This is a genomic window from Mesorhizobium sp. CA6 (assembly GCF_020165035.1).
Lineage (GTDB): Bacteria > Pseudomonadota > Alphaproteobacteria > Rhizobiales > Rhizobiaceae > Mesorhizobium.
The window spans coordinates 58,271-82,072 of record NZ_JAIUHI010000016.1; the positions used below are offsets into that span (position 1 = coordinate 58,271).

The 23,802-nt window shown below is 64.7% G+C and carries 22 protein-coding genes; 4 read left to right on the forward strand and 18 right to left on the reverse strand.

Annotated elements, in window-relative coordinates; genetic code table 11:
- Positions 1-14: 14 nt before the first annotated feature.
- The 5 genes from LB526_RS22820 to LB526_RS22840 form a co-directional block, all read right to left on the reverse strand.
- On the reverse strand, positions 15-1,301 hold the full coding sequence (locus LB526_RS22820; protein ID WP_224629911.1) for a cysteine desulfurase-like protein: 1,287 nt from the start codon (positions 1,299-1,301) through the stop codon (positions 15-17).
- A 42-nt stretch (positions 1,302-1,343) separates the two neighbouring features.
- Positions 1,344-2,018 (reverse strand): amino acid ABC transporter permease, encoded by a 675-nt coding sequence (locus LB526_RS22825; RefSeq protein WP_095766038.1) that lies wholly within the window; start codon positions 2,016-2,018, stop codon positions 1,344-1,346.
- A gap of 217 nt (positions 2,019-2,235) precedes the next feature.
- Positions 2,236-3,033, reverse strand: a complete 798-nt coding sequence (locus tag LB526_RS22830) for an ABC transporter substrate-binding protein (RefSeq protein ID WP_140543112.1) — start codon at positions 3,031-3,033, stop codon at positions 2,236-2,238.
- 73 nt (positions 3,034-3,106) lie between these two features.
- On the reverse strand, positions 3,107-4,306 hold the full coding sequence (locus tag LB526_RS22835) for a pyridoxal phosphate-dependent aminotransferase (protein WP_224545175.1): 1,200 nt from the start codon (positions 4,304-4,306) through the stop codon (positions 3,107-3,109).
- 160 nt (positions 4,307-4,466) lie between these two features.
- The gene (locus LB526_RS22840; RefSeq protein WP_224629912.1) at positions 4,467-5,240 is read right to left on the reverse strand and encodes an HpcH/HpaI aldolase family protein; all 774 of its coding nucleotides are present in this window, start codon (positions 5,238-5,240) and stop codon (positions 4,467-4,469) included.
- Positions 5,241-5,360: 120 nt separating this feature from the next.
- On the opposite strand from LB526_RS22840, the gene LB526_RS22845 reads away from it, so the two are divergent.
- Positions 5,361-6,452, forward strand: coding sequence for an LLM class flavin-dependent oxidoreductase (locus LB526_RS22845; RefSeq protein WP_224629913.1), 1,092 nt, complete (start codon positions 5,361-5,363; stop codon positions 6,450-6,452).
- Here the strand turns inward: LB526_RS22845 and LB526_RS22850 are convergent, their stop codons facing one another.
- The 13 genes from LB526_RS22850 to LB526_RS22910 form a co-directional block, all read right to left on the reverse strand.
- The gene (locus LB526_RS22850) at positions 6,453-6,848 is read right to left on the reverse strand and encodes a RidA family protein (RefSeq protein ID WP_224545178.1); all 396 of its coding nucleotides are present in this window, start codon (positions 6,846-6,848) and stop codon (positions 6,453-6,455) included.
- 29 nt (positions 6,849-6,877) lie between these two features.
- The gene (locus tag LB526_RS22855) at positions 6,878-8,026 is read right to left on the reverse strand and encodes an acyl-CoA dehydrogenase family protein (RefSeq protein WP_224629914.1); all 1,149 of its coding nucleotides are present in this window, start codon (positions 8,024-8,026) and stop codon (positions 6,878-6,880) included.
- Positions 8,027-8,257: 231 nt separating this feature from the next.
- On the reverse strand, positions 8,258-9,070 hold the full coding sequence (locus LB526_RS22860; protein ID WP_224629915.1) for an enoyl-CoA hydratase family protein: 813 nt from the start codon (positions 9,068-9,070) through the stop codon (positions 8,258-8,260).
- On the reverse strand, positions 9,067-9,531 hold the full coding sequence (locus LB526_RS22865) for a MarR family winged helix-turn-helix transcriptional regulator (RefSeq protein WP_140543119.1): 465 nt from the start codon (positions 9,529-9,531) through the stop codon (positions 9,067-9,069). The genes LB526_RS22860 and LB526_RS22865 overlap by 4 nt, the downstream gene beginning before the upstream one ends.
- Positions 9,525-10,298 (reverse strand): SDR family NAD(P)-dependent oxidoreductase, encoded by a 774-nt coding sequence (locus LB526_RS22870; protein WP_224629916.1) that lies wholly within the window; start codon positions 10,296-10,298, stop codon positions 9,525-9,527. The genes LB526_RS22865 and LB526_RS22870 overlap by 7 nt, the downstream gene beginning before the upstream one ends.
- The gene (locus LB526_RS22875; RefSeq protein WP_224629917.1) at positions 10,295-12,589 is read right to left on the reverse strand and encodes a bifunctional salicylyl-CoA 5-hydroxylase/oxidoreductase; all 2,295 of its coding nucleotides are present in this window, start codon (positions 12,587-12,589) and stop codon (positions 10,295-10,297) included. Before LB526_RS22875 ends, LB526_RS22870 begins: the two co-directional genes overlap by 4 nt.
- Positions 12,590-12,781: 192 nt before the next feature.
- A complete protein-coding gene (locus LB526_RS22880) occupies positions 12,782-13,381 on the reverse strand; it encodes a VOC family protein (protein WP_224526834.1) in 600 nt (199 codons plus the stop codon).
- Between the two features lie 78 nt (positions 13,382-13,459).
- Positions 13,460-14,284, reverse strand: a complete 825-nt coding sequence (locus LB526_RS22885; RefSeq protein ID WP_224629918.1) for an ATP-binding cassette domain-containing protein — start codon at positions 14,282-14,284, stop codon at positions 13,460-13,462.
- A complete protein-coding gene (locus LB526_RS22890; RefSeq protein ID WP_224629919.1) occupies positions 14,277-15,155 on the reverse strand; it encodes an ABC transporter ATP-binding protein in 879 nt (292 codons plus the stop codon). The genes LB526_RS22885 and LB526_RS22890 overlap by 8 nt, the downstream gene beginning before the upstream one ends.
- Positions 15,152-16,000 (reverse strand): ABC transporter permease, encoded by an 849-nt coding sequence (locus LB526_RS22895; RefSeq protein ID WP_224545186.1) that lies wholly within the window; start codon positions 15,998-16,000, stop codon positions 15,152-15,154. Before LB526_RS22895 ends, LB526_RS22890 begins: the two co-directional genes overlap by 4 nt.
- On the reverse strand, positions 15,993-17,000 hold the full coding sequence (locus LB526_RS22900) for an ABC transporter permease (RefSeq protein WP_224545187.1): 1,008 nt from the start codon (positions 16,998-17,000) through the stop codon (positions 15,993-15,995). Before LB526_RS22900 ends, LB526_RS22895 begins: the two co-directional genes overlap by 8 nt.
- 181 nt (positions 17,001-17,181) lie before the next feature.
- Positions 17,182-18,708 (reverse strand): ABC transporter substrate-binding protein, encoded by a 1,527-nt coding sequence (locus LB526_RS22905; protein ID WP_224545188.1) that lies wholly within the window; start codon positions 18,706-18,708, stop codon positions 17,182-17,184.
- A 167-nt stretch (positions 18,709-18,875) separates the two neighbouring features.
- Positions 18,876-20,450, reverse strand: a complete 1,575-nt coding sequence (locus tag LB526_RS22910) for a phytoene desaturase family protein (RefSeq protein ID WP_224629920.1) — start codon at positions 20,448-20,450, stop codon at positions 18,876-18,878.
- 120 nt (positions 20,451-20,570) lie between these two features.
- Here LB526_RS22910 and LB526_RS22915 point away from each other — a divergent pair, with 120 nt between their 5' ends.
- The 3 genes from LB526_RS22915 (at position 20,571) to LB526_RS22925 (ending at position 23,761) form a co-directional block, all read left to right on the forward strand.
- Positions 20,571-21,362 (forward strand): cyclase family protein, encoded by a 792-nt coding sequence (locus LB526_RS22915; protein ID WP_224602771.1) that lies wholly within the window; start codon positions 20,571-20,573, stop codon positions 21,360-21,362.
- A 345-nt stretch (positions 21,363-21,707) separates the two neighbouring features.
- On the forward strand, positions 21,708-23,279 hold the full coding sequence (locus LB526_RS22920) for a phytoene desaturase family protein (RefSeq protein WP_224629921.1): 1,572 nt from the start codon (positions 21,708-21,710) through the stop codon (positions 23,277-23,279).
- Entirely contained in the window at positions 23,279-23,761 is a 483-nt protein-coding gene (locus tag LB526_RS22925; RefSeq protein ID WP_140724517.1) for a MarR family winged helix-turn-helix transcriptional regulator, read from the forward strand. The genes LB526_RS22920 and LB526_RS22925 overlap by 1 nt, the downstream gene beginning before the upstream one ends.
- Positions 23,762-23,802 lie beyond the last annotated feature (41 nt).

Genomic DNA, 23,802 nt, shown 5'->3' on the forward strand with positions numbered 1-23,802 from the left:
GGAGGTGGTCGGGATCACCGCAACTTCGCAATAACCGCCCGCAGCGCTTCCCCAAAACGGTGCACCTCTTCCACCGTGTTGTAATGCACCAGCGAGGCACGAATGGCGCCGCTGTCCATCGACAGATTCAGCCGCTTCATCAGCCGCGGCGCATACATGTGACCGTCGCGTATGCCGATCTGCATGGCGGCCATCTCCTCGACGATCCGCTGCGGCGACAGCTTGCCGATGTTGAAGCAGAAGGTCGGCACGCGCTCGGTGATGCGCGCCTCGTCAGCGACGCCGTAGATCGTGGCATTGCAATCCCTCAGCACCTTCAGCATTGCGCGCGCCAGCATCAGCTCATAATCGCGGATGGCGTTCATGCCGGCGACGATGTTGTCGCGGCGCGAGCGGTTGTTTTCGGGAAGGAAGTTGCGGCCGATCGATTCCAGATAGCGCACCGCCGCGTCCATGCCGGAGACGTTCTCGTAGATGAAGGTGCCGGCTTCGACCTTGTAGGGCGGCTCGTCGGGAATGAAGTCCTCGCGGAAGGTCGGCAGCCGCTTCAGCGTGTCGAAGCGGCCCCATAGGAAGCCCATATGCGGCGAGAAATTCTTGTAGCCGGAGCAGACGAGATAGTCGCACTGCCAGGCTTGCACGTCGATCAGCCCATGCGGGCCGTAATGCACGCAATCCAGGAACACTTCGGCGCCGGCCGCATGCGCGATCCTGGCCACCGAGGCGACGTCGACGATCGAGCCGATCGAATGCGCCGTCACCGTGCAGGCGACGAGGCGCGTGCGCTCCGACACCAGCGGCTTGAGGTCGTCGACATGCAGATTGCCGTTCTCGCGCATGCGCCACCATTTGAACTTGGCGCCGGCGGATTCCAGCGCCAGCCAGGTGGCGATGTTGGCGTCGTGATCCATGTCGGTAACGACGATCTCGTCGCGCCCCCCAGGATCTTTCGCGAGCATCTGGCCGATGCCGAGGCTGACCAGGCGGATGAACGAGGTGGCGTTCATGCCGAAGCAGATTTCGGACGGACTGTAGGCATTGATCAACAGCGCCACACTCTCGCGTGCGTCGGCGACCGACTGATCGACGGTGACGCTGCGGCCATAGCGGCCGCCGCGCTGCACATTGTGTGAAACCAGATGGTTGGTCACGGCGTCGAGCACGCTTTGCGGGATCTGCGCGCCGGCGGCATTGTCGAGGAAGATGAAGTCGCCGGCCTGTTGAAGCGCCGGAAACATGGCGCGGATCTTCTCGACCGGGAACGCGGCGGCGTTGGTATTGTCGGACTGGTGCTTGTTCACGGGCAGGCTCCTGCGGGGACTTGGACGATCGGTGGACGGGGTTCAGCGCGTCTTCTCGGTCTGGAAGCGGCGCTCGAGCAGGCTGACGAGGCGCACCATCGGCCAGAGGAAGATGAGGTAGACAAGCGCCGCGCCGATCAGCGGCGAGGGATTGGCGTAGAGCGACTGCGCATTGGTCGCTTCCTTGAGCAGCTCCGGCAGCGCCACGGTCGAGGCGAGCGAGGTGTCCTTGAACATCGAGACGCAGTTGCTGGTCATCGGCGGGATGACCACGCGGATCGCCTGCGGCAGCACGACCTTGCGCAGGGTCAGCATGAACGGCAGGCCAAGCGCCTGCGCCGCTTCGAACTGGCCGCGCGGAATGCTTTCGATGCCGGAGCGAAATACCTCGGCCGAGTAAGCCGACATGATGATGGCGAAAGCCGTCACGGCGGACGCCCAGGACGACAGGCGTATGCCAAGGAAGGGCAGCGCGTAGTAGATCAGGATCAAAACCACCAGCACCGGCAAAGCGCGAAAGATGTCGGTGTAGCCGACTGCGAGCAGCCGCAGCGGCTTCGGCGCATAGAGCCGCACGAGGCTGATCGCCAGGCCCGCCGCGATGCCGATGACGATGCTCATCACTCCAAGCAGCAGCGTGTTGAGAAAGCCGCGCAGCAGCGCCGGCAGGCTGGCTGCAATAACGCCGGGATTGAAGAAGGTGTCGATCAGCGACATGGGAGCGTTCCCGAACCGTTTTGCGCCCAGAGCAATTCCACGAAAAGTGCGAAACGGCTTTTCATCCGCAATTGCATCAAATCAAGGAGACAGACGCCAGAGCCAAGCACCGATACCGATTTTGCCGCACCGGCTTCGGCGATGGCAGGGCTCATGGGTGAAAAAAACGGACGTGCCGGCCTCTCGCGCCGGCACGTCCTGTTGTGTTCGTCGCCGCTCAGGCCTTGGGCAGCGGCATTTCCTTGACCGTGGAGGAGTCCGCCGGAGCATCGCTGTCGAACCACTTCTTGTGGATCGCGGCCAGCGTCCCGTCCTTCTTCATCGCCGTCAGCGCGTCGTTCAGCTTGCCGAGCAGCGGGTGGTCCTTGGTCATCATCAGGCCGTATTGCTCGCCGGTCTTGATGCGCTGCTTGACGACGAGGTCCTTCATCTTCTTGAAGGAATATTGCATGCCGGGGATATCGCTGACGGCGGCATCGACGCGGCCGGCGCTGAGGTCGAGCAACAGGTTCTGCTGCGTGTCATAGCCCTTCACGTCGCTGAAGCCGTCGGCCTGCTGATGGTCCTTGACCCAGGTTTCGCCGGTGGAACCGGAAAGCACCCCGACGACCTTGCCCTTGAGGTCCGCCTCGGTGCTGATCGGGCTGTCGGCCTTGGTGGCGATGCCCATGTCGGAGTCATAATAGGGCTGCGTGAAGGACTGCGACTTCAGCCGCTCCTGCGTGATGGTGATCGAGGAGATGGCGACGTCGATGCGCTTGGAGGTGGTAGCGGCGAACAGCGCCTGGAACCCGAGATCGGCGATGTCGGTGGTCATGCCGATGCGCTTGGCCGCCTCGTTGACGATGTCGACCTCGAAACCCTCGAAGGTGCCGCTCTCGTTCTTGTATTCGAAAGGCGGATTGGTCGGGTAAGCGCCGACATTGAGCACATCCGCGGCGTAAGCGGTGGCGGGGCCGGCGGCGATGCCGATAGCGGCGGCCATGAGAAGCAGGTTGCGACGAGTAAAGCTCATTTCTGTTCCCTCTGTTGTTGAACGGGCGGGTTTTCCCCGCACGGTTTTTTGCCGCCCCGCTTCCGGCAGGGCGTCAATTCATTGCGGCGGTCATGCGTTGAAGCGCCGTTTCTATCTGGCTGGTGTCGCGGCACACGCACATGCGCAGGAACGCCGCCGCCGAATTTCCGAACAGGTGACCGGGCGCAAGCCCGACCCGCGCCGTCTCCAGAATGCGGGCGCAGGCGCGGCGCGCGTCGTTCTCACCCTCCAGGGCGAAGAACGCATACATGCCGCCGCGCGGCTTGGTCGGCAGGATGGTGCCTGGGATTTGCGCCAGCCGCTCATAGGCGAGGTCGAGGCCTATCCTGATCCGCTGCCTGATTTCCTCGACCAGCGGCTCGCCCTGGCGGATTGCGGCGACGGCGCCGGCCTGGATCGGCGCGGCGGTGCCGCTGTTGACATATTGCGTCATCGCGCCGAGCTGGTCGGCAACGCCCGACGGATGGGTCAGCCAGCCGATGCGCCAGCCGGTCATCGCCCAAGCCTTCGAAAAACTGTTGACCGACAGCACCCTGTCGCCGTCCTCGGCGATCTGCAGGATGGAAGGGGCGACGTCGCCTTCGAGATAGAGCCGGCCATAGACCTCGTCGGAGATGATCCAGATGCCGGTGCGCCTGCTGAAGTCGAGCAGCGCCTGCATCTCCTCGCGCGTCGCGGTCCAGCCGGTCGGATTGGACGGCGTCGACAGGAAGATCGCGCGGGTGCGCGCATCGCAGCTTGCAAACAATCGGTCGAGATCGAGTTGCCAGTCGCCCTTGAAGTCGAGCGAGAACGGGCGCGGCTCGCCGCCGATCAGATGGATGGCGTTGTGGATGTTGGGCCATTGCGGCGCGACATAGACGACGTTGGTGCCGGTATCGACCAGCAGTTCCAGCGCCAGATAGAGCGCCTGCATGCCGCCCGGCGTCACCGTGGTCCGCGCGATCGGGATCGAGCGGCCGTGGATGCGCGTCTGGTACTCTGAAAGCGCCTCGTTCAGCGGGCCGTGCCCGCGCATGTTGGGAACGTAGAAGGTCAGGCCTTCGTCGAAGGCGGCCTTCGCCGCGTCGCGGATGAAGGCTGGCGTCACCATATCGCCTTCGCCGTACCAGAGCGCGATGACATCGCCGAGTTCCCGCGCGCGAACCGCGAGGTTGGCGATGTTTTCGGTGTGCAGATCGCGAATCTGGGCACGCACGCCATCGAAGGCATAGCGCGCGCTGGACGACGAATGGGGCAATATGAACGACAAGGACCGAACCCCTCTCACCCGGAACACTGCGATGGACCGGAAAAGCCCCTCCAGCCGGACAGTCGCGATCTTGATGCTATCCAAAGTACGGCGCTTTTCAAGGCGAAAGTTTTAAGCTTAAAGTTTGATGGCTCCGTGTCCTGCAGATACGCTCTTTCGCCTAGCCGGCTCCTTGCGCCAGTTCGGCGCGGGCGGCGGTGCCGTTGGCCGCGGCGCCGGCGCCGAGAAACATCGTGTCGCTGGCCAGCACGAAGAAACTCGCGCCGATGGCTGCCCATCGGGTGACGGTCTGCGCGCTGGCGCAAAATATGCCGGCAGTCCTGCCATGTGCGATCGTTACGCGAATGATTGTTCCTATCGCCTCGGAGAGCTTGTCCGCGCCTGCCGGGCCGACAGCGTCGATCGACACCGAAAGATCGCCAGGGCCGACGAAGACCACGTCGATGCCGTCGACGGCCGCGATCGCTTCGATGTTGGCCAGCCCCTCCGATGTCTCGACTTGGAGCGCGACGATCGTCCGGTCGTTGGCGGAGGCATGATATTCGGGAATGCGATAGCCATAGCCCGCGGCCCGGCCGGGACCGACACCGCGCGCGCCTTGCGGCGGATAGCGCGAGGCCTTCACCGCCATCGCGGCCTGCTCCGCTGTCGAGACGCGCGGCACGAGTACGCCTTGCGCGCCGCTGTCCAGCGCCGCCTGAATGGCTTCCGGCGCATGGCCGGGAACCCGGACCATCGCCGGCACGCGATGCACGTCGGCTGCTCGCACCATGGCCTCGATCATGTCGCGCGAGATCTGCGCGTGCTCCCAGTCGATGCATAGGAAATCGAGGCCGGACAGCGCCATGACCTCGACGGCGACCGGATGGGGAATGGCGGCGAATGACCCGACGAGGTTCGTCTTGCCGATGCACTTCTGGCGGAACTCGCTCATGCCATCCCCTTTTTGAGTTGCCCAATGCATACGCGCAAATGGCGGCGAGGCGAAGCTATTTCAGGCTTGAAATATTTTCACGCCGGCCTAGCGTGTGGCGTCCCGCCGCGAGTTTCCGAGATGATCAAAGCCCATCCCCTGCACGGCCCGAACAGACTGAAGCTCGGCGTCTTCTCGACCAATGCCGATGGCGGGCTTGCCATCACCGACGTGCCGGAACGCTGGACGGCGAGCTGGCGGGATAATCTGACGGCGGCGCAGATAGCCGACCGCGCCGGCCTCGAATTCATGTTGCCGATCGCGCGCTGGCGCGGTTTCGGCGGTCGCAACAAGGTCCGCGAATTCTCCTTCGAGACCTTCACCTGGGCGGCGGCGCTCGCGGCCGTGACCGAGCAGATCGGCCTGTTCATGACGGTGCATGTGCCGCTGGTGCATCCACTCTACGCCGCCAAGGCGCTGGCGACGGTCGACCACATCAGCCAGGGCCGCGCCGGGCTCAACATCGTTTGCGGCTGGAACCCGAAGGAATTCGGCATGTTCGGCACCCCGCTGGTCGAGAAGGGCTATGATCAGGCGGCGGAATGGATTGAAATCCTCGAGCGGCTTTATGCATCGAGCGAGCCTCTCGACTACGAAGGCGCTTATTATCGGCTCAAGCAGGCGGTGAGCCGGCCGGCCAGTCTTCAGGTTCCGCGTCCGGTGACGATGAATGCCGCTTTCGGCGGCCCGGGCCGGGATTTCGCCGCCGCCAGATGCGACTATCTGTTCACGACCTTTTCCGAGATGAACGATGCCGGCAAGCATGTCGCCGACATCAGCGAGCGCGCCGACAAGGCGGGCCGCGATGTCGGCGTCTATACGGTTGCGCATGTCGTCTGCCGCCCGACGGTGGAAGAGGCGCAGGCCTATTACACGCGCTACGCCGTCACGATGGCCGATCACGAAGCCGTCGATGCCCATATGGCCGGCAAGAAGGAATTCTCCCAGTCGCATGACCCGCACGCCTATGATCTCTATCGGCAGCGCTTTGCCGGCGGCGCCGGTACTTATCCATTGATCGGAACCCCTGAAAAGATTGCCGCCGATATGGTCGCCATTGCCGGGCATGGCTACCAGGGCATCGCATTGTCCTTCGTCAACTACACCCAGGAACTGCCCTATTTCTGCGACCATGTTCTGCCGCTGCTGCGGCAGGCCGGGCTTCGCGGGTAACTATTCCGGGATAACAGCCGTCGCCTGAATCTCAACCTTGGCCCGGTCCTCGACCAGCGCCACCACTTGCATCGCCGCCATCGCCGGGAAGTGTCGGCCGATCACGTCGCGATAGGCCTCGCCGATGCCCTTGAGGTTGCCGACATACTCGGCCTTGTCGGTAAAGTACCAAGTCATCGAGGTGATGTGCCGCGGCTCGCCGCCGGCTTCGGCGAGCACGGCAACGATGTTGGCGAGCGTCTGGCGCACCTGGCCGACGAAGTCGTCGGTCTCGAACCGGCATTCGGCATTCCAGCCGACCTGGCCGCCGATAAAGACGAGCCGGCCACGCGCGGCCACACCATTGGCGTAGCCGATCGGTTTGGCCCAGCCTTCCGGCTGCAGGATGGTGTGCATGTCCAGTTCCCCCTGGTTCAAACTCGTTGTCACGCCCCGCCCATCACCTGCCTGGCGATGACCACCTTCTGCACGTCCGAGGCGCCCTCATAGATGCGCAGCGCCCGGATCTCGCGATAGAGGCTCTCGATGATGTGTCCTTTGCGGACGCCATCGCCGCCATGCAGTTGCACCGCCTTGTCGATCACGTCCTGCGCCTTGTCGGTGGCGAAGAGCTTGGCCATGGCGGCCTCGCGCGTCACCCGCGCGGCGCCCATGTCCTTGGTCCATGCGGCGCGGTAGATGAGGAGCGCAGCCGCGTCCACATCCAGCGCCATGTCGGCGAGGTGACCCTGCACCATCTGCAACTCCGCCATCGGCGCGCCGAACAGCTTTCGCTCGGTCGCGCGTTTGATGCTTTCGTCCAGTGCGCGCCGCGCAAAGCCGAGGGCGGCCGCGCCGACCGTCGAGCGGAACACGTCGAGCACCGACATGGCGACGCGGAAACCGTCGCCCGGCTTGCCGATCAGCGCGGAAGCCGGAATGCGCACATTATCGAAGGAGAGCCGCGCCAGAGGGTGAGGGGCGATGACCTCGAGCCGCTCGGCGACGCTGAGCCCCTTCGTCTCCGCCGGCACGACGAAAGCGGAAATCCCCTTGGCGCCGGGCGCCTCGCCGGTGCGGGCAAACACCACGTAGAGGTCGGCGATGCCGCCATTGGAGATCCAGGTCTTTTCGCCCGAGAGCAGATAGTCGCCGCCTTCGCGGACAGCGGTCATTTCCATATTGGCGACATCCGACCCCGAGCGTGGCTCGGAGAGCGCAAAGGCGGAGATCGCTTGGCCGGCCCGCGTCTTCTCCAGCCAGCGCTGCTGGTCCGGCGTGCCGAACAGCGTGATCGCGCCGGTGCCCAGCCCCTGCATGGCGAAGGCGAAATCGGCGAGTCCGTCGTGGCGGGCAAGCGTCTCGCGCGTGATGCAGAGCGTGCGCACATCGAGCGGTCCGGGTTTGGCCGGGTCGAGCGCCGTCGGCTTCAGCCACCCGTCGCGGCCGAGCATCGCCACGAGATCGCGGCAGGCGGCGTCGACATCGTGGTGGTCGACGGGAAGGTTTTGTTGGCACCAGGCCTCGAGACGCTCGGCGAGTTGGCGGTGGCGATCTTCGAGGAAGGGCCACGAGAGGAAGGTGCGGTCAGGCATTTGCACCTCCGCAGTGCTTAGGGCGTTGCGCTCTACGGCGCCCCCCTCTGTCCTGCCGGACATCTCCCCCTCTAGGGGGGAGATTGGCAGTTTTGGCGTCCCGCTCAATCCTGCGGCGTTGGTGGTTGGCGAAAGCGGGGGCGACATCCGATCTCCCCCCTAAAGGGGGAGATGGCCGGCAGGCCAGAGGGGGGCGCTGTCCTGCCAACCTCTCCAAGAACACACCCATCCTCAACTCCCCTCGAACACCGGCTTTTCCTTCGCGGCGAACGCCTTGTACGCCCGCTCGAAATCGCCGGTCTGCATGCAGATCGCCTGTGCCTGCGCTTCCGCCTCGATCGCCTGGTCGAGGCCCATCGACCATTCCTGGTTGAGCTGCGTCTTGGTGATGCCATGCGCGAAGGTCGGGCCGGAGACGATGCGCGCCGCCATGTCGAGCGCGTCGTCCTCCAGGGCCGCGGGCTCGACAAGCCGATTATAGAAACCCCAGCGCTCGGCTTCGGCGGCGCTCATGGTGCGGCCGGTGTAGAGCAGTTCGGCGGCGCGGCCCTGGCCGATGATGCGCGGCAGGATCGCGCAGGCGCCCATGTCGCAGCCGGCGAGGCCGACGCGCGTAAACAGGAAGGCGGTCTTTGCCTCCGGCGTGGCGATGCGGATGTCGGAGGCCATGGCGATGATCGCGCCGGCGCCGACCGCGACGCCGTCGACGGCCGCGATGATCGGCTTGCCGCAGTTGAGCATCGCCTTGACGAAATCGCCGGTCATGCGGGTGAAGGCGAGCAGCGCCTTCATGTCCATCTTGACCAGCGGCCCGATGATGTCGTGGACATCGCCGCCCGAACAGAAATTGCCGCCATTGGGCAGGAACACCACGGCATCGACGTCGTCGGCATAGACGAGCTCGCGAAACGTGTCGCGCAGCTCGGCATAGCTGTCGAAGGTCAGCGGGTTCTTGCGCTCCGGCCGGTCGAGCCGGATCTTCGCGATCTTGCCTTCGACCTGCCAGAGGAAGTGCTTCGGCTTGAGCTTGGCCATGGCGCTCATTCGCGTCCCTCCCAATTGCTGCGGAACGATTTCAACATGCCGGTCAGCTGCCGCGCCTCGTCCTCGCTGACATTGCCGAGAAGCTCGCCGACCCAATTCTCATGCGCGGCGGCGATCGCGGCGAAGGATTTCGAACCTTCCTCGGTCAGACGCACCATCGAGGTGCGGCGGTCGCCATTGCGCCGCGCCCGTGTCACCAGCCCTTCCGAAACCAGCCGGTCGACGATGCCCGTCACATTGCCGTTCGACACCAGCAGAAAGCGCGACAGGTCGCTCATCAGCATGCCTTCCGGCGAGCGGTAGAGCGCCGCCATCACGTCGAAGCGAGGCAGTGTGGTGTCGAATTCCTTCTTCAGCCGTTCGCGCAACTCGGCCTCGATGGTGCGCGAGGCGCGTAGCAGGCGTATCCACAGCCGCAGCCTGTCCTTGCCCGGTCCGGCGGAAGTCGGTCCCGCTACCATGTCTCGCCCCCCGAGATCGAAATGGCCTGCCCGGTGATCGACCGCGCGGCGTCGCTGCACAGCCAAAGCACCGCCGCCGCGACTTCTTCCGGCTGGATGAAACGCCCTTGCGGGTTCGTCGCCGCAAGGCTCGCGCGCGCCTCGTCGGTGGAACGTCCGGTCTTCTCGACGATGCGCTGGACGGACTCCTCTAGCATCTCGGTTTCGACGAAGCCCGGGCACACGGCATTCACGGTGACACCGGATTTGGCGGTCTCGGCCGCTAAAGCCCGCATCAGCCCGACAACACCGTGCTTGGCCGCGACGTAAGGTGCGACATAGGCATAACCCTTGAGGCCCGCGGTCGAGGCAATGAAAATGATCCGGCCTGTCTTTCGCGCGAGCATTCCGGCGAGCGCCGGCTTCACGGTCAGGAAGGCGCCGGTGAGATTGACGTCGAGCGTGCGCTGCCAGTCGGCCAGCGCGGTCTTGTGCGCCGCCGCGCTGCCCGCCATGCCGGCATTGGCCACGACGATGTCGAAGGGGCCGCGTGCGGCTTCCGCCTTCTGGTACACGTCCGCCATGGCGGCCTCGTTCGTGACATCGGCGGTGACGGCAAAGATGCGGTCGTTTTCCTTTGTAACCTCAGCCAGCGTCGCTTCGCGCCGCCCGCATATGGTGACGGCCACACCTTCTGCCGCCAGCGCTTGCGCAATGGCTTTGCCGACGCCGGAGCCGCCGCCGGTGACCAGCGCGTGCTTGCCGGCAATTTCGCGCACGGCGCTCATACTTTGAGCCCCGCAGCCGCTTCGCGCTCGGCCAGCCGGTAGATCTGGTCGCGTCCCGGCAGATAGGGATCGGGCCATTTGACGCCGCGGTCGCCGAGCGTCACCGCCGCGTGCAGCGTCCAGTAGGGATCGGCAAGATGCGGCCTTGCCAGCGCCACCAGGTCGGCGCGCCCGGCCATCAGGATCGAGTTGGCGTGGTCCGGCTCGTAGATATTGCCGACCGCCATCGTCGCCATGCCGACCTCGTTGCGGATGCGGTCGGAAAACGGCGTCTGGAACATGCGGCCATAGACCGGCTTGGCGGCGATGGTGGTTTGCCCGGCCGACACGTCGCAAAGGTCGACGCCCGCTCCGTGCAGAAGTCTGGCAATCTCGACCGCATCCGAAGGCGTGACGCCTTCGATGCCCACCCAGTCATTGGCCGAGATGCGCATCGAGATCGGCTTTTCGGCCGGCCACACGGCGCGCACCGCATGGAAGATTTCCAGCGGATAGCGCATGCGGTTTTCCAGCGAGCCGCCATAGTCGTCGGTGCGGCGATTGGTCAGCGGCGTGATGAAGGCCGACAGCAGGTAGCCATGCGCGGCATGGATCTCCAGCATGTCGAAGCCGCAGCGTTCGGCCATCTCGGCCGAGGCGACGAACTGATCGCGAACCAGATCCATGTCGGCGCGGTCCATCGCCTTCGGCACCTGGTTCTTCGGCGACCATGGCACGGCCGAAGGCGCCATCACCGGCCAGTTGCCGTCCGGCAGCGGCACGTCGGTTCCTTCCCAGCCCACCCGGGTCGAGCCCTTGGCGCCGGAATGGCCGATCTGGGCGCAGATCTTTGCTTCGGTCTCGGCATGGACGAAATCGACCAGCCGCTTCCACGCGACCTCATGCTCCGGTCTGTAGAAGCCAGGACATCCGGGCGTGATGCGCCCTTCCGGGCTGACGCAGGTCATCTCGATATAGAGCAGGCCGGCGCCGCCCTTGGCGCGCTCGGCATAATGCGAAAAATGCCAGTCGGTCGGACAGCCGTCGACGGCCTTGTACTGCGCCATCGGCGAGACGACGATGCGGTTGCTGAGCGTCATGTCGCGCAGCTTGAACGGCGCGAACATCGGCGCGCGGCGTAAGCTGTTGCCGCCGGCGCCGGCCTTGCGCTGGAACCATTCTTCGGCGCCCGCCAGCCATTCGGCATCGCGCAGCCTAAGGTTCTCGTGGCTGATGCGCTGCGAGCGGGTGAGCAGCGAATAGTTGAATTGAACTGGATCTAAACCGAGATATCGTTCGACTTCTTCGAACCATTCCAACGAATTGCGCGCCGCCGATTGCAGCTTCAGCACCTCGGTGCGCCGCGCATCCTCATATTTGCGGAAGGCCGCATCGAGGTCCGGCTCGGACTCGACATAGTCGGCGAGCGCCACCGCGCTCTCCAGCGCCAGCTTGGTGCCGGAGCCGATGGAGAAATGCGCTGAAGCCGCCGCATCCCCCATAAGCGCCAGGTTCTTGTACGACCAGCGCTCGCACAGCACCCGCGGGAAGTTGATCCACGCCGAACCTCGAATGTGGTTGGCGTTGGTCATCAGCGGGTGGCCGCCGAGATGCTTTGCAAAAATGCGTTCGCAGACCGCGATCGATTCCTGCTGCGTCATCTGGCCGAAGCCGAACGCAGCCCAGGTCGCTTCGCTGCATTCGACGATGAAGGTCGCGGTCTCGCTGTCGAACTGGTAGGCATGCGCCCACACCCAGCCATGCTCGGTCTTCTCGAAGATGAAGGTGAAGGCGTCGTCGAATTTCTGCGTGGTGCCGAGCCACACGAACTTGCATTTGCGGGTGTCGATGTCCGGCTTGAAGACGTCGGCGAACGTGGCGCGGGATTTCGAGTTCAACCCATCCGCGGCGACCACCAGGTCATGCGTTTCCATAAAGGGTTTCGGATCGGAAATCTCGGTCTCGAACATCATCTTGATGCCGAGCTCGCGGGCGCGCCGCTGCAAGAGGATCAGGAGCCGCTTGCGGCCGATGCCGCAAAAGCCATGACCTGAAGACACCGTGCGCACGCCGTCATGGATGACGGCGATGTCGTCCCAATAGGCGAAATGCTTCTTGATCCAGACGGCGCTGACCGGATCGTTCCTGGTCAGGTTCTCCAGCGTCTCCGCCGACAAAACCACGCCCCATCCGAATGTGTCGTCGGCGCGGTTGCGCTCATAGACCGTCACCTCATGCGCGGCATCGCGCAGCTTGAGCGAGATGGCAAAATAGAGGCCGGCTGGTCCGCCGCCGAGAACCGCAACCTTCATGTCTTGCGATCTCCTCTAGAGCAATTCCAGGAAAAATGCGTAGCGGTTTTCCGTCCGGAATTGCATGAAACGCTCTAAGGCATCGGGAACGCCGGCAAGCCGGCGACCCAACTGTCAGTATCGCGCTGGCCGGCCATTATTTCAAGCTTAAAGTTTTATAATTGAATGATCAACGCCAGCCTGTTTGGTTAGTCACTTGGTCGGATCCTTTGGGCTCCACAGCACCGTCTCGGCGCCCTTTTCATACGCCATCCCTTCGGGGTAGCTGATCGTCTCGAGCTGCAGCCCCCACGGCGCCTGGAAATAGAGGATGGTCTGGCCTGCAGCCGGCCCTTCCTTCACCGGCAGCGGCCCCATCCGGGTCTTCACGCCCTTGGCCTCGAGATAGGTCTTCGCGGCGGCGACATCGTCGACATAGAAGGCGATGTGGAAGCCACCGATATCGCTGTTCTTCGGTGTCAAATCCTTCTGGTCGGGCGCGGTATATTTGAACAGCTCGATGTTCGATCCGTAGCCGCAGCGCACCAAGGTGATCTCCTCGATCACCGCCTTCGGATCGACGCCAAGCAGATCCTGCATGAAGGTGCCCTTGTCGTCCGCGAACGGCCCGAAGGACATCGCCTTCTTGCAGCCGACGACATTGGTGAAGAAGTCGACGGCCTGCTTCATGTCGGGCACGGTGATGCCGGTGTGGTCGTGCCCGCGCATGCCGGGGATCGAATCCGCGGAAGCTGCTCCTATTGCGCCGAACAAAGAGGCCGCGAAGGCCGCTGCCTGGATTGCGTATTTCATGTCACCCTCCGTTGGCGGGCTGACTTGTCCTTGCGCACATCCGAGGCCCGCTGGTCGGCGTGCGGATCAAAACTCACGTCATGCCGATGCCTTGGGCCGCAGCCAGTCCGGGTCGATTTCCGGCAGCGGAATGGCGGCGAGCAGGTCGCGCGTGTAAGTCTCCTTCGGGTTCTCGAACAGCGCGTCCGTGGCGCTAGCCTCGACGATCCTGCCTTCGCGCATCACGATGACCTGCTGGCAAAGCCGCCGGATCACCGACAAATCGTGGCTGATGAAGGCCACCGTCAGCCCCATCTCGGCCGCCAGCTTTTCCAGCAGCGTCAGGATCTGCGCCTGCGTCGAGACGTCGAGGCCGGAGACGATCTCGTCGGCCAGCACGAATTTCGGCGACAGCGCGAGCGCTCGTGCGATACCGACACGCTGACGCTGGCCGCCCGACAATTCGTGGCGGTAGCGGCTGGCAAAACTCTGCGGCAGGCCGACGCGCTGCAACGCTTCCGCGACGCGTTCCTTCAGCCTGTCGCCAAGGCCGTTCTGCCTCAAGGGTGCGGCGATGATGTTGAAGATCGTATGCCGCGGATTGAGCGACGACATTGGATCCTGGAAGATCATCTGCAGGTCGCGGCGCAGCGGCCTGAGCTCCGCTTCCGAAAGACGGCTGATGTCGCGCCCCTCGAAGCCGATGGAGCCGGCACTCGGCTCGATCAGCCTTACCAGCGCGCGGCCGAGCGTCGACTTGCCGGAGCCGGATTCGCCGACAATGCCGGTGACAGATCCCTTTGGCAGGTCGAAGTCCAGTCCGTTGAGAATCTCGGCCAGCGGCGCGCGGCCGATCAGCGGCTTGCGCGTCATGTCGGGCAGCGCCACCTTCAGCCCGCGCACAGAAATCAGCGGCTCAGCCATGGCCGGGCCTCCAGTCCTTGTCGGCGGCGGCGATCTCCACGGCCAGTCCGGCAAGCACGCTTTCGTCCACCGGCTTCAGCGAGGCGTATGGGTCGGTGTAGCGCGGTGTCGCCGCCATCAGCGCGCGCGTATAGGGGTGCTGCGGTGCCGCAAACAGCGCCTCGGTCGCGGCTTCCTCGACCACCTTGCCGGCATAGAGCACCGACACTTTCTGGCTGATCTTGGCGACCACGCCGAGGTCGTGGGTGACGAACAGGATCGCCGTGCCGTGATCGCGCTGCAGTTGCGCGATGAGCCGCAGGATCTGTTTTTGCACCGTCACGTCCAGCGCCGTCGTCGGCTCGTCCGCGACAATCAATCGGGGCTCCGCCGCGAAAGCCGCCGCGATCAGCACACGTTGGCGCATGCCGCCGGACAATTCATGCGGATAGCTCTTCAGCACTCGCTCGGGGTCGCGGATCTGCACCTCGTCGAGCAACTGCCATATGCGCTGGTCCGCCCTCTCGCCGCTCCAGCCGAGGATGCGCACCAGCCGGTCGGTCATCTGCGGGCCGATGCGGCGCGACGGGTTGAGCGCGGTGAGCGGATCCTGCGGGATTAGCGCCGTGCGCGCGCCGATCAGGGTCCGCCGCGCCTTGGCATCGAGGCGGCCGAGGTCCTCGCCCTCGATCAGCATCTTGCCTTCGACGATGCGCACGCTCTTCGGCAGCACGCCGAGCACCGCCTTGCCGATCATCGTCTTGCCGGCGCCACTTTCGCCGACAAGCGCGCGCACCTCGCCCGGCTGGACGGCGAGCGACACGGAGCGCAGCACGCGCTGGCCGTTGGGCAGCACGGCGCTCAAACCGCGGATTTCCAGGCACGCGCTCATCGCAGCACCGGATCGAAGCGCGCCTTCAGCGCTTCGCCGAACTGGCTGAAGGAAAGCACGGTGAGGATCAGCGTGATGAGCGGGAACACCAGCACCCACCAAGCCTGGTGGATCGACAGCCGTCCCTCGGCGATGATGCTGCCCCAGGTCGGGTCGTCGGTCGAGATCGACAGATTGACGAAGGACAGGATCGCCTCGACGATGACGGCGATGCCCATCTCCAGGGACAGCAGCGCCACCACCGACGGCAGCACATTGGGCAGCACTTCGCGCAGCATGATGCCGATACGGCCATAGCCGGCGATGCGCGCGCTTTCGACATAATCCATGCGCGCCTGGCTCATCGCCTCGGCGCGGATCACCCGGCAGAAGCGCGTCCAATCGATGATCGCGATGGCGAGGATGATGGAGCTCAAGCCGGTGCCCAGCACCGCTACCAGAAGGATCGCGAACAGCACCGGTGGGAACGCCATCCAGACATCGACGATGCGCGAGATGATGCGGTCGGGCCAGCCGCCGAAATAGCCGGCGATCAGCCCCAGCGCCGAGCCGAGAACACAGGCGGACGTCGCCGCCGCGAAGGCGACGATGAAGGCGATGCGGCCGCCGAAGATCAGCCGCGACAACAGATCACGTCCCAGGCTGTCGGTGCCCAGCCAATAGCCGGGCTCGGCGCCGTCCAGCCAGAAGGGCGGCAGCCGCTCCAGCATCAGATCCTGCGCCAGCGGATCCTGCGGCGCGATCAATGGCGCGAAGATGGCCGCGAGCAGCGCCAGCAGAAGCCAGCCGCCGGCCAGCCACAGCCTCGGAGCCAAACCGCGCCTGGCGACACTTGCCTCATCCATGGCGCAGCCTCGGATTGAGCAGCGCATACGTCATGTCGACGGCGAGGTTGATCAGCACGAAGAGCAGCGCGAAGACCAGCACGATGCCCTGGATCAGCGGCAGGTCGCGGTTGATGACGGCGTCGATCGCCATGTTGCCGAGGCCTTCATAGGAAAACAGCCGCTCGACGATGACGGTGCCGCCGATAAGGAAGGTGAACTGAACGCCGACCAGCGTCAGCGTCGGCAGCGCCGCGTTCTTCAGCGCCTCGCGCAGGATCACCTGTGTCTCGGAAAAACCCTTCACGCGCGCCAGCACCACATAGTCGAGGTCGAGCACTTCCTTCAGCGACTGTTTGAGCAATTGAGCGATGATCGCCGCCAGCGGCAGCGCCAGCGCCACGGCCGGCATCAGCATGTGCTTGATGAGGTCCCAGGTGAGATCGAAGCGCAGCCTGAGAATGCTCTCGGCCAGATAGAACTGGGTGGCGAAGGGCAAATCGAGCTGCGGCGACACGCGGCCGGAAATGTCGAAGACGGGGACCAGCACGCCGAACAGCAGAATCAGCACCAGGCCCCAGAGGAAATCGGGGATGGAGAGCGTCGCGCCGCTGGCGACGTCGATGCCGGCCTCTATCGCCGTGCCGCGTGAGCGCGCGCCGAGGAGCGCGGCGGTCGTGCCGATCGCGATCGCCATCAGCAGCGCGACCGTCGCAAGCTCCAGCGTGGCCGGCAGCCGGTTGAAGACGAGGCCGAGCACGTCCTGACGCAATGATATTGACGTGCCGAAATTCCCATGCAGCACGCCGCCGAGCCAGATGAAGAATTGCTGCACGATGCTCTTGTCGAGTCCATAGAGCGCGCGCAGCCGCGCGATATCGTCATTGCTGGCGCCGGGCGGCAGCATCATCGCGATCGGGTCCCCGGGCGCGACGCGGATGACGACGAAGACGACGACGGCGACTCCGAAAAGCGTCACCATCATCGTCAGCAGACGAACGAGGAATCTTTGCAGCAGCATGCGCCCTAATCACTCTGAACGGACTCCCCCTCATCCGGCCCTCGGGCCACCTTCTCCCTGGGGGGAGAAGAGGTCGCAGACGGCTGAGCTAGTCTCTTCTCCCCTCGGGGAGAAGGTGGCCGCGAAGCGGCCGGATGAGGGGCCCTGCCGGGCGAAGACCGGCAGGGGTCAAGGCCGACACTCAGGCCGGGGTCATCAGCGCCGGCAGCAGCGCGCCGGACACATGCTGCACGACATTGACCTTCTTCGAATGCACGATCGGTTGCGCATATTGGATCAGCGGCAGCACGTAGGCCTGCTCGGCGATGTACTTGTCGACGGCCTTCCAGCCGGCGATGCGCTTGGCCTCGTCCTTCTCGCCCCACAACGGGTTGATCATGTCGATCAGGTCCTGGCTGTCCCACACCGAATGCGGGCTTGGGCCATACATGGCAAATCCGGTCGAGGTGGTCGGATCGCCGATCGAGTTGCCCCAGTTGTAGAAGGCGGCCGGCGCCAGCTTGTCGGCGGCGCGCAGCTCGTAATGCTTGGCGATCTCGTAGACCTCGATATTGGCCTCGATGCCGACCTTGCGCCACATGCCGACGATCGCCTGGATCATCTCGTAATCCTTGGGCTTGAAGCCCTTGGTCGTCTGAATCGTGAACTTGACCGGCTTCTTAGGCGAATAGCCGGAAGCGGCGAGCAGCTCCTTGGCCTTCTCCGGGTTGTGCTCGACCTTGATCGAGGGATCGAAGGCCGTGTATTCCGGCGTCTCCAGCGTCGCGATCGGCTGCCCGTAGCCGCGCAGCAGCCGCTTGACCAGAAGCTCCTTGTCCACCGCCATCACGGCGGCCTGGCGGACGTTCTTGTCCAGCATTGCCTCGATGTCGTTGAAGAAGATCATGCCGATGTCGGAGACGTTCTTGATTGAGCCGGCCAGCCCGTCCTTGGCGATCAGCCGGTCATATTCCTCATAGGGGATTTCGAGCGTCACCTGCGAGGAGCCGGATTCGATCTCGGCGACGCGGCTTGCGGCGTCTGTGACGAACTTGATCGTCACGTTCTCGAAGGCGGGCTTGGTGCCCCAATAGTGTGGATTGGCCTTCAGCCGCAGGAACGCATTGCGCTCGAACTTGTCGACCATATAGGGACCGGTGCCGATCGGCGCCTTCTCGAAGCCTTCCGCGCCGACCTTCTCGTAATAGGCCTTCGGCAGGATGTAGCCGGTCAGGAACGACATCCACTTGAAATAGACCGGGTCGAACTGCACCACGTCGCCGGTGATCTTGTTGCCGTCGATCTTGAAGTTGTTCACGTTCTTCCAGACGAACTGGATCGGATTGCCGGTCTTCTCGTCGCCGGCCCGCTGCAGCGACCACACCACGTCCTCGGCCGTGAAGGGCGAGCCGTCATGCCATTTCACGCCGTCGCGCACCGTCATCGTCACCTTGGTGCGGTCGTCGTTCCAGCCCCATTCGGTGAGCAGGCCCGGCGTGAAGGAGAGGTCCGGCTTCTGGCCGATGATCTGATCGAACACGGACTGGTAAAGACCCTGGATGGTCGGATTGACAGCGGAGGGCCCGGTTGTCGGGTCCCATGAAGGCAGGTTGACGTTGTAGGCGATGGTGAGCTCGTCCGCCGCGTTTGCCGCCCTCGGCAGGCCAAACGTGGCGGCACCGATCGCCGCGGCGCCATATCCAAGCAAGTCACGTCTGTTGATGGTCATGGTCGTTCCCCTTGTTGGTTATCATTTGTCCGCGCGGCATTTTTATTCGGTGGTGGGCAACCGCGCCTTGTCCATCCCGGAATTCTAGCCCTTTGTTGGAGCATGATCTTTCCCGAAAACCGGTTCCCACTTTTTGCGTTCGCTGACCTTCGGTTCGGGATCATGCTCTAGTTCCCTCCCAGCTGTTGGGCGAGCATGAAGCCGGAACCTGCGCCCGTGCCGGCGCCGGGCCATGTCGCGGCGCCGGTGAGGTAAAGGTTCGAGACCGGCGTGTTCCAGCGCGCGAAGCCGCGCGCCGGACGGAACAGGAAATTCTGCGCCAGGTGATGGCTGCCGCAGATCTGGTCGCCGCCGACGAGGTTCGGATTCTCGCGCTCGAGGTCGAGCGGCGAGAAGATCGCGCGGCCGAGGATTTTTTTGCGCAATCCCGGCGCATAGCTCTCGATGATGTCGAGCACGCGCTCGGCATAGGCGTCCTTGACCGCATCCCAGTGCGCGGGCGCGATCTTGCCCGCGGCATCGCCGACGATCTCCGCCGGCAGCATGCGCACCTGCACCCACAGCACATGCTTGCCTGGCGGTGCGCGCGACGGATCGACCGCCGTCGGCTGGCCGACGACCAGCACCGGCTGGTCAGGCAGCAGCCCGGCGATCGCCTGCTGATAGACGCGCGACATGGCGTCGAGCGACGGTGCCAGATGTACATAGGCGAATTGGCGAAGCTCGGCGCCGGCGCTCCAGTCGGGCAGGTCGTCCAGCGCCATATGGATCATCATCGTGCCCGGCGCGTGGCGGAATGTCTTCATCGCCGCATCGAAACCGGCGTCACCGGAACCATTGGGCAGCAGCCCGCCTGCCAGCGCCTTGGGCGCGACGCCGGCGATGACGGCCTTGGCCGCGACATGCGTTTCGCCGGATGCCAGCCGCACCCCCGTCGCTCGGCCGCCGGCCATCGTGATCTCCGACACCTCCGCGCCTGTTACGATCTTGCCGCCGGCCGCCTTGAGCATGCCCGCAAGCGCCAGGATGATGGTATCGGCGCCGCCTTTGCCGAGCACCATGCCGAAACTCTGGTTGGCCATCGATTCCAGATAAGGGAACACGGCGCCGCCGGCGGTGTCGGGCGCGAAATCGAGATGCATGCCCCAGGCCGCGAGTGTCGTGCGCACATGCGGCGTCTCGAAATTTTCCTCGAGCCACGCGCGCGGTGACGACAACAGCAATCGGGCCGTATCGAGCGCGCCGGAAAAACCCTTCTTGCGCCAGAGATTCCAGCCTGTGCCGGCCAGCGCCCTTGCGCTCATCGGCGAACCCAGCAGGCGGAACAGATGCTCGGCCTCGCCTGGAAAAGCACCGACCAGCCGGCGCCACGTGGCCGCGTCGGCGGCCGAGAAAGCGGCCAGTCGCGACGCCGTCTTTTCGAGATCATTGCTGACGCCGAACCATGTTCCGTCCGGGAAGGCGCTGGCGAAACAATCGGCCACCGGCGCGAATTCCAGCCCGTGGCTTTTCAATTCATTTGCATATTTCCGATGGAAGGCCGAGCCTGCAAAGAGGCTCAAATTCATCGCGCCGAAATCGTGCCGGAAACCGGGAAGCGTGTACTCGGCGGTCCGTACCGCGCCGCCGATCGCCTCGCCGCGCTCGTAAACCGCTATTTTCCAGCCTTTGAGCGCCAGATGCGCGGCGCATGCCAGACTGTTGTGGCCCGCCCCGACAAAGATGGCGTCGAACTCGCTCACGCCCCGCCCCAAAAAGCTTTATGCTTAAAGATAATTGCAGATGCATATGTTTTCGTCTAGTAGGTATATTAAGGGCCGCAACGAGCCTTGAAGGTCACGAACAAGAGGGAACAAAAGACCATGGACACGCAAGAACTCCTCGGCGAGGTCGCCGGCCAGCTGCTTTCGGGCGCCATCAAGGTGGTCGACCTGACGGCGCCGCTCGGGCCGAACACGCCGCTGATCAAGCTGCCGCCGGAACTCGCCGTCGACACGCCAAAGGTCGAGATCCACGAGATCTCCAAATACGACAAGAACGGCCCGTGGTGGGCCTGGAACTGGCTGAAGCTCGGCGAGCATTCGGGCACGCATTTCGACGCGCCGCAGCACTGGATCACCGGCAAGGATTATCCGGACGGCGCCACCGACACCATTCCGGCGCAGAATTTCATCGGACCGGTCAACGTCATCGACTGCTCGAAGGAAGCGGCCGCGGACCATGACTTCCTGCTCACCGTCGACCACATCAAGGCCTGGGAGGCCAAGCACGGCGCCATCAACCCCGGCGAGTGGGTGGTGATGCGCACCGACTGGTACAAGCGCAACGGCTCGGAAGCGGAGTTCCTCAACGCCAACGAGACCGGCCCGCACACGCCGGGCCCGACGGCCGAGGCCATCCAGTTCCTGATCGCCAAAGACATCAAGGGCTGGGGCTCGGAAACGATCGGTACCGACGCCGGCAAGGCCGGCGGCATGGAGCCGCCGTTCCCGGCCCACACGCTGATGCACAAGGCCAACCGTTATGGCCTGGCCAGCCTCTGCAACCTCGACCAGCTGCCGCCGAAGGGCGCGATCCTGATCGCCGCCCCGCTCAAGATCGAGCACGGCACCGGTAGCCCGATCCGCGCATTGGCGCTGGTGCCGGGCAAATAGGCGAGGCGACGGTCTTCGGGAGAAGATCATGCTTGCGGGCGATGGAGTGATGACAGCGAGAGGGCGGCAGCCTGGCAAGGCCAGCGCTCTACGGCGCCCCCCTCTGTCCTGCCGGACATCTCCCCCTCTAGGGGGGAGATTGGATGTCACCCCCGCTTTCGCCAATCTCCCACGTCGCAGCACGATGTGGGGCGCCAAAACTGCCAATCTCCCATGTCGCAGCACGATGTGGGGCGCCAAAACTGCTGATCTCCCCCCTAGAGGGGGAGATGTCCGGCAGGACAGAGGGGGGCGCGAAGGAACTCGGCTTCGCGCGATTGACGCCCTCGTACCCGCGAGCCTCCAATGAACGCCCCCGATCACATCATCGTCGGCAGCGGCATCAACGCCCTGGTTTGCGCGGCGATGCTGGGCGCCAAGGGCGCCAAGGTGCTCGTGCTCGAGCGCAACGACCGTATCGGCGGCTGCGTGCGCAGCGAGGAGATCACGGCGCCGGGCTTCGTCCATGACGTGATGGCCACGACCTTCGTGCTGTTCATTACCTCGCCGGCCTTTGCCGCGCTCCGCAAGGACCTTGCACGGCATGGGCTGGAGTTCTGCCACACCGCCACCCCGACAGGCGTGCTCACGCCCGACGGCAGCCATGCCGTGCTCACCACCGACCGTGCCGCCAACATTGCGGCGCTGAACCGGATCGCCTCCGGCGACGGCGACCGCCATGGCGGCGATGTCAGCGGTATCGAGCGCAATGCCGGGCTGCTGTTCGGCCTGCTCGGCGGCGCACTGTGGTCCTATCCGACGACCAAGCTCATCGCCGGCGAGGCCTGGCGGCGAGGCCCGCGCAACCTTGCCGCCTTCATGGGCGAGGCGCTGGTGCCCGCGCGCGGCTGGCTGGAAACGACTTACAGTTCCGGCCTCGTCCGCGCGCTCTGGGCACCCTGGGTTTTGCATGCCGGGCTCGGGCCGGAAGATGCCTTCTCCGGCCAGATCGCCAAGGTTATCGCCTTCGCGCTGGAGGCGGCCGGCGCGCCGATCGTCAAGGGCGGCGCGAAAAACCTGCTCGCCGCCTTCGAGGCGCTGATCAGGGAACGCGGCGGCGAGATCCGCGTCAACGCCGACGTCGCCTCGATCGTCCAGACCGGCGGCCGCGCCGGCGGCGTGCGGCTCGCCTCCGGCGAGACGTTGAACGCCGAGAAAAGCGTCATCTGCTCGGTCACGCCGACGCAGCTCTATGGCCGCCTGCTCGGCGATGCGGCTCCGAAGCGCGACGTCGAAGCGACGCGCGTTTATCGCTACGGCAAGGGCAATTTCCAGGTCCACTATGCGCTGAACAAGCCGCCCGCCTGGCGCGGCGAGGGCCTCGACAAGGTCGCGCTGCTGCATCTGACGCCGGGTTTGGATGGCGTGTCGAAAGCCTGCAACGAGGCGGTGCGCGGCCTGCTGCCGGAAGTGCCGACCATCTGCGTCGGCCAGCCGCATGTGCTCGACCCGTCGCGCTGTCCCGAGGGCAAGGCGATCCTCTGGCTACAACTGCCGGAGGCGCCGCGCCACATCAGGGGTGATGCTGCCGGCAAGCTCGAAACGCCCGCCGACGGCCGCTGGACCGAAGCGCTGCGCGAGGCCTATGCCGACCGGATCGAAGCGATCCTCGCCAACCACATCGACGGTTTCCGCGAGACGGTCATTGCCCGTCGCGCCTATTCGCCGGCCGACCTCGAAGCCATGAACATAAACCTTGTCGGCGGCGATGCCTATGGCGGCTCGTCGACCATCGACCAGTCCTTCCTGTGGCGGCCGTTCAAGGCGAGCCGCAACCACGAGACCGGCATCAAAGGCCTCTACCATATCGGCGCTTCCACGCATCCAGGCGCCGGCCTCGGCGGCGGCTCCGGCTTTCTGCTGGCGGGGAGGCTATGATGGAACAGAAGCTCGCCGAAAAGCGCCAGCGCATCTCGACCCTCGGCCAGATCGGCCTGCAGCAATTCGCGCCCTATCTGATGAACCGCATCATGGGCCGCTACAACGCCACGCTTCGCGACGACTTCCGCAAGCAGGGCCTGACCATCCCGCAGGTACGGACGCTGGCCGTGCTGTCGGTCGCCGACGGCGTCACCGTCAACGATCTCTCGGTCTACACGGTCATCGAGCAGTCGACCTTGAGCCGCACGCTCGATACGCTGGAAGGCCAGGGCCTGGTGCGGCGCGAGCAGGGCGTCACCGACAGCCGCATCCGCCATGTTTTTCTTACCGATGATGGGCGAGCGCTGTTCACCCGCGCCTGGCCCGCAATGCATGACGCTTTCGAGGCCATGTTCGACGGTATCGACGATGCCGAATACGCCGCGCTGATCGCGACGTTGCAAAAAATGCTGAAGAACATCCGCAAGCACGAGATCTAGATGCACGCGCCGCCCCATGGAAGGCGGCAACGGAAGGAGGC

What these genes read in the sequence shown, in the direction of transcription:
- LB526_RS22825 (WP_095766038.1), bottom strand. Translation starts at nt 2,018, where the DNA reads ATGTCGCTGATCGACACCTTCTTCAATCCCGGCGTTATTGCAGCCAGC.
- LB526_RS22830 (WP_140543112.1), bottom strand. Translation starts at nt 3,033, where the DNA reads ATGAGCTTTACTCGTCGCAACCTGCTTCTCATGGCCGCCGCTATCGGC.
- LB526_RS22840 (WP_224629912.1), bottom strand. Translation starts at nt 5,240, where the DNA reads ATGAGCGAGTTCCGCCAGAAGTGCATCGGCAAGACGAACCTCGTCGGG.
- LB526_RS22845 (WP_224629913.1), top strand. Translation starts at nt 5,361, where the DNA reads ATGATCAAAGCCCATCCCCTGCACGGCCCGAACAGACTGAAGCTCGGC.
- LB526_RS22850 (WP_224545178.1), bottom strand. Translation starts at nt 6,848, where the DNA reads ATGCACACCATCCTGCAGCCGGAAGGCTGGGCCAAACCGATCGGCTAC.
- LB526_RS22855 (WP_224629914.1), bottom strand. Translation starts at nt 8,026, where the DNA reads ATGCCTGACCGCACCTTCCTCTCGTGGCCCTTCCTCGAAGATCGCCAC.
- LB526_RS22860 (WP_224629915.1), bottom strand. Translation starts at nt 9,070, where the DNA reads ATGAGCGCCATGGCCAAGCTCAAGCCGAAGCACTTCCTCTGGCAGGTC.
- LB526_RS22865 (WP_140543119.1), bottom strand. Translation starts at nt 9,531, where the DNA reads ATGGTAGCGGGACCGACTTCCGCCGGACCGGGCAAGGACAGGCTGCGG.
- LB526_RS22870 (WP_224629916.1), bottom strand. Translation starts at nt 10,298, where the DNA reads ATGAGCGCCGTGCGCGAAATTGCCGGCAAGCACGCGCTGGTCACCGGC.
- LB526_RS22875 (WP_224629917.1), bottom strand. Translation starts at nt 12,589, where the DNA reads ATGAAGGTTGCGGTTCTCGGCGGCGGACCAGCCGGCCTCTATTTTGCC.
- LB526_RS22880 (WP_224526834.1), bottom strand. Translation starts at nt 13,381, where the DNA reads ATGAAATACGCAATCCAGGCAGCGGCCTTCGCGGCCTCTTTGTTCGGC.
- LB526_RS22885 (WP_224629918.1), bottom strand. Translation starts at nt 14,284, where the DNA reads ATGGCTGAGCCGCTGATTTCTGTGCGCGGGCTGAAGGTGGCGCTGCCC.
- LB526_RS22890 (WP_224629919.1), bottom strand. Translation starts at nt 15,155, where the DNA reads ATGAGCGCGTGCCTGGAAATCCGCGGTTTGAGCGCCGTGCTGCCCAAC.
- LB526_RS22895 (WP_224545186.1), bottom strand. Translation starts at nt 16,000, where the DNA reads ATGGATGAGGCAAGTGTCGCCAGGCGCGGTTTGGCTCCGAGGCTGTGG.
- LB526_RS22900 (WP_224545187.1), bottom strand. Translation starts at nt 17,000, where the DNA reads ATGCTGCTGCAAAGATTCCTCGTTCGTCTGCTGACGATGATGGTGACG.
- LB526_RS22905 (WP_224545188.1), bottom strand. Translation starts at nt 18,708, where the DNA reads ATGACCATCAACAGACGTGACTTGCTTGGATATGGCGCCGCGGCGATC.
- LB526_RS22915 (WP_224602771.1), top strand. Translation starts at nt 20,571, where the DNA reads ATGGACACGCAAGAACTCCTCGGCGAGGTCGCCGGCCAGCTGCTTTCG.
- LB526_RS22920 (WP_224629921.1), top strand. Translation starts at nt 21,708, where the DNA reads ATGAACGCCCCCGATCACATCATCGTCGGCAGCGGCATCAACGCCCTG.
- LB526_RS22925 (WP_140724517.1), top strand. Translation starts at nt 23,279, where the DNA reads ATGGAACAGAAGCTCGCCGAAAAGCGCCAGCGCATCTCGACCCTCGGC.